Source organism: Xanthomarina sp. GH4-25, from assembly GCF_045363175.1.
In the GTDB taxonomy this organism is placed as follows: Bacteria; Bacteroidota; Bacteroidia; order Flavobacteriales; family Flavobacteriaceae; genus Xanthomarina.
On the sequence record NZ_JBJFLO010000006.1, the window covers coordinates 295829 to 305248 of the forward strand.

Sequence of the window (9420 nt, forward strand, 5' to 3'; positions counted from 1 at the left end):
GAAATATCTACTGTATTAAAGTTATCTACAATTATTATTAAATAGCAAATGCTTTTTTAAAGGAGATAATTAGATCTTTTTTAATACGTTTTCTCCAATAATAGCCATTGAAGTTAATGCTCCAGAAAATAATGCTCCACCAACACCAGCTGTTACGATATCTTGACCTGTAAGATAAAAGTTTTTAATAGGTGTTCTTGGTTTTAAAAAGGTTTGTCTAAATCTGGAAGGGCCATGAGCTAATCCGTAAACTTCTCCTTTTTGGTAATTAACAAAATGCTGAGTGGTAAGTGGTGTGGATAATTCATAACAGGCTATTTTTCCTTCCACTTGTGGTAACTGTTTGTATAATTCATTTAACAAGCGTTGCGCTATGTTTTCTTTAATGGTTTCATAATCGTCACCTCTTTTTTTCCAGGAGGTATCAGACCATTTTTCAAAGGTTTCGTAAGGCACCAAAGTAATAATGTCAATAGAACTTTTTCCAGGATAACGGTTTGACCAATCTGGATCTTTAGCGCATGGAAAGGACATATATACTACAGGAAAAGGTTTGGACAAATCTTCTAAATAGTTTTTTACGCATGTGTCATGATCGCCATTTTCAGGGTAAATCCAATAATTTGTTTTGGGGATTTGGAGTTCCTCAGGAGACCCTTCTAATCCAATATATAGACTAACATGTGCTACTGATGGCTTTACCTTTTGTAGTTGTTTATTTAACTGATGTTTTTTTAAGATACTCTCAGGTAATATTTTATTGTAAGTTGTAATAATTCCTGCGCTACTAACAATGTTTTTTGCTAGAAACTCCTTCCCATCTTTCATCTTGACACCAATCGCCTTATTTTTTTCAATTATAACATTATTAACTTCTGCACTCACCAGAATGGTGCCTCCTGCAGATTCGATAACCGGATCAATGGTTTTAACAATTTGTGAAGAGCCTCCAATAGGAAAATTTCCACCATCAAAATAATGTCTTGCTACAGATGCATGCATGGAAAAACTACTTTCTTTAGGAGGTAATCCATAATCGCCATATTGACCAGTTAGAACTTTTATTAATTCTTCGTTCTTAGTTAATGAGCTTAATACGTCATAAGTGGTTTTATCTGAATATTTATGAAATGGTTTTTTTAAATATTTTCCAAAAATGGTATTCCAAAATGGTGAAATGGCTTTACTAATGTAATAGTTTTTGCTAGTTTTAACGGCTTTAAAAACCAGATCGATATAGGTATTTATGGCTTGTTCTTCTTCAGGGAAATAGGAAATCATTTTTGCTTTGAAGTTTTTCACTCCTTTAACAAAGTCATATTGTTTATTTCCAATAATAACTCTGTCGTAAACATCACCCATATCAGCCCATTTCAATTCGCCATCACTTACATAATCAAACAGTTTTTTTAGCATGCTGTTTTCCCTTTGGACTTCTCCAATATAATGGATGCCAACATCCCATTCATAGCCTTTGCGTTTAAAAACATGTGTAAAACCTCCAGCTGTATAATGCCTTTCTAAAACTAAAACTCTCTGACCTTCTTTTGCTAGGATAGCTGCAGTTGCAAGTCCACCCATTCCAGATCCAATAATAATGGTGTGGTAAGTGTCTTGTAAAAGTGGTTTTTGCTTGTAGGATTGTATCATGGAGTTTATTTTCAACCAAAATACAAAATAGACGGAACTTATTTTTTAAAACTTTAATTTACAATTTTTGTAAAGCAATAAATTATCCTTCAGTATTAAAAAACACTTTATAAAAGTGCATTTTTTTCTCATCATCGTAACCTCGTTCTAAATATTCGCTAGATGCTTCAGGAGCATCTATATCAAGTTTTATTTGAATGTTGGTATCAAGTTTTATATCGGTTTTAATCTTTTTCTTTTCTTTTTTTACAACAGCTTCAGCAACATCAAATTGATTTCTAATTAGGATGTCTTGTTCGCTTTCAAAGGTTTTTTTATAATCGTCAAAAAGAGTTTTGTGTTTGTCTTCTTCAAAGATTTCGTCTTTAAAACGTTCTACATTTATGGTTTCGTTTTCCTTGAAGAAATCTATGGTTCTAGCTAAAAACGTGTTTTGTTCTTGGTTGCCATAAGATATTTTCAAAATGTCTTCAGAAAAATCTTTACACAACTCGATATATTGCTGTGTATGATTGTTAGCATCATCGGCATATTTAATATTTAAAAAGTGATTGGTCCAATATTGCGCATCGTAATTGTTATTATCTGCACTTAAAATAATTGGGCCTTCAGTATCAGATTGATTTAAAATTAAGCATCCTTTATCCACTTTTTTAGAGTTGATACCTTTTTGTACCAAGACATCGTAACTATTATTTTCTAAATAGGTTTGAAAGAAATTGACCTTGTTTTCAATTTTGAAAATCCCTAAAGCATTGGTGGTAATTTCGTTGAATTCAATACCTTCAAACATAACTATTAGCACATCTCCTGTTTTTATTTGAGCCGAATTAGATTGCTCGAACAAATGTTTTACAATGTGTTTTGAAGTTTCAACAAAGACATCATCTTCAGAAAACAGTTGAGAACTATAGGTGTTAATTTCATTTAATGAAATATCAGCATGATGATTAAACCGGTAAGACTGAACAACAGAACTAAAAGGTCTTAATAAAAACGGCAACATTAGCTCGTAACTAGCTTCGTCAAAATGTACTTCTTTTTCAGAAAAAGCATTTTTTGTATTGTTGTGTTTATTACCCACTTTATGAATAATACATTTTGAAATAGAAGCGTTTTTACGTGAAATCATGTTCTGAATATTAAGACTGCAATACTAAGCATTTTGATAGAAAAAGTTAAGGGATGTATATAAAAAACCGAAGGGTTTAGCTTCGGTTTTATATAGTTAAGAAGGTATTGATTAATATGGTATTCCGTAATAATCGCAAACGGCGTAGTAGTCTTTTATGTTTACTCCAGCTTGATTAAGCTCGTTAATTACTTGATTTTGAGAATTTAACTTTCCAGCTGTTGTGCTAGTAGATTCTATAATAATGACCTTAAGATCTTGTAATTCACCGGCTGTTACAGTGTAAGCGTTTCCTGCAGCATTTCCATAATCTAACTCAAAATATCCAAGACTAGTAGTTACTTGTACTGAAAAATCAAACTGGTAAGAGTCGAAAGGACTAGGGATTGACACCCAATAAGCACCGTCGTCTGTTAAGTAACCTAAAATTGCATCGTTATCTAAAACGCTTTGCGTTATTTCAGGTATGGAAACAGCATTATTACTCCCAGTAAACCCAGAAGCATCAAATGTAAAGGTTCGCACATTGGCATTGCCATCTGTACCATCGGTTCCATCTGCTCCGGCTGGACCTGCTGGACCAACTGCGCCATCTTCCGTAGAACAGGAAACACTAAAAGCTATTAAAAAGGCTAAGGCTACATACTTGATTTTTGAAATTGTTTTCATGGTTTTAAAATTTAAAAGGTTTATAATTAATATTGAGTGTAAATTTATTTTAATAATGCACTGCAGACTGTCACTATTGTAACATAGTATGGAAGAGATGTTCCAATTTTCATGTTCTATAGATATTAATTTGTATTAATTAACATGTTGCATATCAAGGCCTAAATCCTGATAATCAAGTTTAAATACTAAATGCATTAATTGTTCTAAGGGAATACTAAATTTTGTAGAGAGACCGAAATATAGGAAATAATGATATTGCTATATCTAATTGGTGTATAGTTGGTATGAAAAAATGTATAGTCAGTATGTAATTGACTATTAGTTGTTTAGTTTATTTGGTAAATAATAAAAGAGTTATTATCGCCTTTTGTAACAAACTCCAGGTTTCTATCTTTGTCTATATTATCTAAACTTATTTTAGAGTTTCCATAGACTGGGAAATTAGAAATAGTTTGCCCTTGACTATCGAATAGAAATACTTTTTTAGATTGTAAATCGGTTACTGAGACATAAATTTTATCGTTAATATAAAAGATGTCTGGAATGGAATAATTTCCGTAATCCAACTCCAAGGTTTTGGATTTAATAATCAATTTGTTTTCAGATTGTGCTACCAGTGTTTTGCTAGTTGTTTTAATATTGTGAATATCTGTTAGATTAAGGTTTTGTTCTGTAGTGTTACCCTTTGTATCTATAGTTATTAGTTTTCCGTCTTTAGTAGTTGTTGTAAAATTGTTGTTGTATAAATAGACTGCTTGATTGGAATAATTATAATTTTCCTTAACAGTTATTCTGGTTTTGCCAATACGATCTAAGATATAAAGTTTATTATTCGTTTTAAAAAGTAAATAATCTCTTCTTCCAATACGAATGTGTTGAGGTTGATGATTAAGTGCGTTTTCAGCATTTTTAAATGTAAAGCCTTTAACCGTTTTTCCTTTCTGGTCTAACATTAAAATGTCTTTACCTTGTGTGACTAATAATCTATAATTTCTGTTATTATCGTAATCGAATACAGAAAGTGGTTGTGTAATCTGATCATTAAATTTTAAAGGAAAAGGCGCAACATCTTTTCCATTCCTATCTAAAACATATACGCGATTTGGTGTGGTAAAAGCCAATTGAAGTCTACCGTTTTTATACATGTCTATTTGCTCAATTTTTCCAAGAATAGCACCATCAAGTTGTTTTTTCCAAAGTAGTTTCCCTGTATTCGAAATTAAATACAAGTTGTTTTTTACATCTTGAAGAACAATCTCTTTTTGGTTTGATTCGTGATTTGTAACAAATTGAGGTGTATTTAAAATATCCTCGTTAATCTTGATATTAAATTCTTCTGTTACCGTATTTTCAAGAGCTTTGGTTTTGCTCTTTTTTATAACCCCATTTACATGCGCAAAATGTGTGTCGTTAATAAACTGAATGGCAGAACACTTATAAGTGTCTAGATTTAAATTTAGTGCTTCTTTAAAACTACCTTTTAATATTTGATTTAATTTATTAGAGTTTGCAACGAACATTAATGAAGCTTCATCACTTAAATTTTCTTTAATAGCCTCATAATAAGACCTTTCGTTTAATGTGGTATTGTTTTGGTAATTTGCAATAATGTTTTGTAAGATTTCTGTTGAATTAGCAAAAACGAAGAAATTATCTATAATACAATACATATTGGCATCTTTGAAGCTTATAATTGGCGAAAATGCTTTACTAAATAATTCTGGTTGGCTAAAATTAAAAATATCAATCTGTCTATAAGTTTCAATAAGAGATTGTTCATTTAAAAGAGCATCATCTGTTGAAGTCTCATCTAAAGAGTTTAAAACAATAGCTTGATTGTTTTTTTCAAAAATTACCCCAACTTCTACAATGTTATCAAACAAAGTTGTATCTGTAGATAAAGAGTCTGTTTGCTTGTATGCAACTAGGTTTTGTTTAAAATTAGAATAATTATTAAAGGTAAAGCTTAAAAAACCATCGCTATTCGCTGGTGTTATTTTAGCTAAGAGGTTTTCTTGAGGAATGGTGTTTTTAAAGACATTAATGAGACTTTTTGAAGAATCTGTAGCTGTAGTAATTCCATTAAATAAAATTTCATCTTGTTTTAAATCGACATCTACTAAGACCTTTTGTGTAAGCTTTAAGTTTAAAATAGAATCATGATTGAAAATAGCGTTGAAATCATTGGTGGTTTCCTCATTTAAGATAATAGTTAATGGACTGTTTACATCGGCTGTATGTAATAACTCTGCTATGTCAATATTTTTAGTGTTCTTTTTTAAGGAATGAACCAATAACTCTTGGGTAGAAGCTCCAATTAGGATACTATCTTTAACAATACTGTATATAACCTCCTTTTCAATTGTTGTTTTAGTAAATGTTAGTGCTTTTGTTTTTATAGTTTCAACGGAATGGTTTGGTAAAGAATCTACATTAAATATATGTTGATGATATTTTGTGATAAAACTGTATTGAAGACTGTCGTTTTGATCTTTTAGAAAGCATAAAATAACTTCATTATCCGTTTTTAAATGATTGAGTACGTCCATTCTAGAAGAAATAGACTTAAAAGAAGTTGATTTTGAAAACTTTTGAAGAAAATCGTTGTTATCTATATTACTTTTTAAGCTTTCAATATTTGAAAACTTTAATACAATAGAAGGATTTTCAGGTATAAAATCTGATAGGTTACTTACCTTTTTATCGACACTACAACTTGTAATAAACAATGTAATTAAGATGAAATAAAAAATGCCTTTCATGTACTTGAGGGTTTTTGCAAATATAATAAGTTATAGTTCTAATTTGAATTGTTCTGGTAAGAGTCTAAAAGATTTTCTATGATAATCTGTAATACCATATTTTTTTATGGCATTTCTATGTTCTTTAGTTGGATAACCTTTGTTCTGTTTCCAATTATACATAGGGAACTCTTCATCAAGCTTCTCCATAAAATCGTCTCTATACGTTTTAGCTAAGATGGAAGCAGCAGCAATAGAAAGGTATTTACTATCTCCTTTAATAATGGTTTGATGTGGAATGTTTTTATAAGATTTAAATTTGTTACCATCTACGATAATAAATTCAGGTGTTGTTTTTAGTTTTTCTATGGCTTGATGCATGGCCAAAATAGAAGCGTTTAAAATGTTTATATCGTCTATTTTTTCTGGAAATATATGAGCGACACTATATGCTAAAGCATGTTCTTCAATATAAGGTTTTAAAAGGTTGCGCTTTTTTTTAGATAATTGCTTGGAGTCATTTAGAATGGGGCTCTTAAAACCCTTAGGAAGAATAACAGCTGCAGCAGTTACAGGGCCACATAGGCAGCCTCTCCCAGCTTCGTCTGTGCCACATTCAAGAGTAAATTCAGAATAATTAAATTTTAGCATTTATATAAATCTTAAGAATAAGACGTTATTATTAATTGTAATATTGTTCATTATAAATAAATACCAATTAGATATTTTCTATTTTTGACAAAATTTTTGTTTACTATCTATTAATTGTATCAATCAAAAACCTATAATAGACTGTTGCAGAGTCTTAAAAATAATTATGAGGCACATATTTTTAGCATTTTTTTTATTAGGTATGGTAAATCTTGGGTTTTCTCAAATTACGAAAACTATTAGTAAAGATAATAATCAAGGCGATTTAAATAATAATCAGCAAGATGATTCCTATCAAGGTTCTACTAAAAGTACTAGCAACGAAAATATTAAAAATAAAGATGCCAAAATAGAGATGTACCTAATTGTTTCACATAAAAATGATACAACCTTTGTCGATACAACACTAACCGTTAAGAGAGAATATAAATTCAACTATTTGCGTAAAGACAATTTTAACCTCATGCCATTTTCTAATGTTGGGCAATCTTATAATAGATTAATATATACCTTTAATGATAATAGTTTAATGCCGTCTTTTGGAGCAAGAGCAAGGCATTTTAATTATATGGAAATTGAAGACATTAATTATTATCATGTACCAACGCCATTTACAGAGCTTTATTACAAAACAGCTTTTACACAAGGACAGCAAGTAGACGCGTTTTTTACGGCCAATACATCCAAACAACTTAATTTTTCTATTGCTTATAAAGGACTACGTTCTTTAGGGAAATATCAGCATGCACTTACAAGCACAGGTAATTTTAGATTTACAACTAGCTATAAAACTAAAAACAATAGGTATATAGCAAATGGGCATATAGTTATGCAAGATTTATTGAATGAAGAAAATGGTGGCATACAAGATAGTAATGTGCCCTACTTTGAATCTGGAAACCCTGAATTTAAAGATAGAGATCTATTAGCCGTAAACTTTGAAGATGCCGAAAATGTTTTAAAAGGAAAGCGCTTTTATCTAAACCATAAATACATTATTAATAAAGAAATTGACTCTTTAACCAAAAACAAGCTAAGCATCGGTCAGGAAATTGCTTTTGAAGACAAGTATTACGAATATAACCAAACGTCGCAAAACGATTATTTTGGCGATGCATTCCAAACCAAAAGTTTAAGAGACAGAGTCACATTAGAAGATTTTAACACAAAACTATATGCAAATTATAGTAACAATATTATTGGAAGTCTTCAATTCAATACTAGTTATAATAATTATAATTACGGGTATGATAAAGTAACATATATTGAAAATAATTTAATTACCAACAGGTTAAAAGGAGATATAGTCTCAATAGGAGGTGCCTATTTTAAAAACATTAAAGGATTTAATATAGAAGGAGAGTTTGGTCTAAATGTTTCTGGAGATTTTGAAGGAAATTATATCTTAGGTAAAGCATCATATCAGTTTACAGACGATATTCTCTTTAGTGCTAAAATAAATCATGCGTCAAAAGCACCTAATTATAACTATCTCCTATACCAGAGTGTCTATAAAAATTACAATTGGAAATCTAATTTTAATAATACCGAAACTCAAAATATTGAATTAACCTTACAATCTAATAAAATAGCCAATTTATCATTTAATATAACATCAATAAACGATTACACTTATTTTAAGAAGGTAACAGATACAGGGCTAGTTAAGCCCTTCCAAACAGATAAATCTATTAGTTACTTATCCATAAAATTAGAAAAAGAAATAAAGTATAAGAAGTTTGCTTTAGACAATACCATTGTATATCAAACAGTAAAAGACGACAACCAAGTGTTTAATGTGCCGGAATTTGTAACTAGAAACACGTTATATTATTCAGATTACTTTTTTAAGAAAGCCTTGTTTCTGCAAACAGGAATTACATTTAATTACTTCACTAGCTATTATATGAATGGATACGATCCTCTTTTAGCAGAGTTCTACACCCAAACAGATAGGGAATATGGTAGCTTTCCTAGATTCGACTTTTTCGTGAATGCAAAAATTCAACAAGCAAGAATCTACATTAAAGCAGAACATATTAATTCAGCATGGACTGGTTACGACTATTACTCTGCACCTAATCATCCTTATCGAGATTTTGTAATCCGTTTCGGATTGGTCTGGAACTTCTTTTTATAGTGTAATAAACCTTTTTCAAATTGGTGTTTCCTTTCCTTAGATCTGAGTTAGGCTCTTCAGTAGTCACTCTTTGCAGTAACTCTAATAAATGCCTCAAATGGGAAACACTCTCGAACACCTATTTAATAAAATAAGCATGAATGAGTAATCCTTATCGCGAAACTAGTCGAATAAAAATATTAAGGCAGTCTTTTGTATAATGGAATAATTATAGCCTGTCATTCTATAATTAGAAAAACTATTAAGATGAATAAAAGAGGTGTCTTTTTACCATTTTACGTACTATGCTTTTTTACTAATGCATATATTTTAAAAAAACTCAATTATATAAAATGCAGTTAATAAGAGTTTTAAAAGGTGTTTAAGAAAAAGATTCAAAAAAGGTTAAAAAAAGTTTGTTTAGGATAAAAAAAGGGTTGTATATTTGCACCCCG

At 30.3% G+C, this 9420-nt stretch carries 6 protein-coding genes; 1 reads left to right on the forward strand and 5 read right to left on the reverse strand.

The genetic code is table 11. The features are described from left to right. Positions 1 to 69 precede the first annotated feature (69 nt). The 5 genes from ACI5KZ_RS11085 to ACI5KZ_RS11105 form a co-directional block, all read right to left on the reverse strand. Complete coding sequence (locus tag ACI5KZ_RS11085; RefSeq protein WP_406847657.1) at positions 70 to 1650, reverse strand: phytoene desaturase family protein; 1581 nt, start codon at positions 1648 to 1650, stop codon at positions 70 to 72. 82 nt (positions 1651 to 1732) lie between these two features. Beyond that, the gene (locus tag ACI5KZ_RS11090; protein ID WP_406847658.1) at positions 1733 to 2782 is read right to left on the reverse strand and encodes a nucleoid-associated protein; all 1050 of its coding nucleotides are present in this window, start codon (positions 2780 to 2782) and stop codon (positions 1733 to 1735) included. 111 nt (positions 2783 to 2893) lie between these two features. Further along, entirely contained in the window at positions 2894 to 3451 is a 558-nt protein-coding gene (locus ACI5KZ_RS11095) for a hypothetical protein (RefSeq protein WP_406847659.1), read from the reverse strand. Positions 3452 to 3780: 329 nt separating this feature from the next. Beyond that, positions 3781 to 6216, reverse strand: coding sequence for a ribonuclease HII (locus ACI5KZ_RS11100; protein ID WP_406847660.1), 2436 nt, complete (start codon positions 6214 to 6216; stop codon positions 3781 to 3783). A gap of 30 nt (positions 6217 to 6246) precedes the next feature. After that, positions 6247 to 6846 (reverse strand): ribonuclease HII, encoded by a 600-nt coding sequence (locus tag ACI5KZ_RS11105; protein ID WP_109308704.1) that lies wholly within the window; start codon positions 6844 to 6846, stop codon positions 6247 to 6249. A 166-nt stretch (positions 6847 to 7012) separates the two neighbouring features. Between ACI5KZ_RS11105 and ACI5KZ_RS11110 the strand changes: the two genes are divergently transcribed. Then, positions 7013 to 8986: a putative porin gene (locus ACI5KZ_RS11110; protein WP_406847661.1), complete on the forward strand. Its 1974-nt coding sequence runs from the start codon at positions 7013 to 7015 to the stop codon at positions 8984 to 8986. The last annotated feature ends 434 nt before the right edge of the window (positions 8987 to 9420 follow it).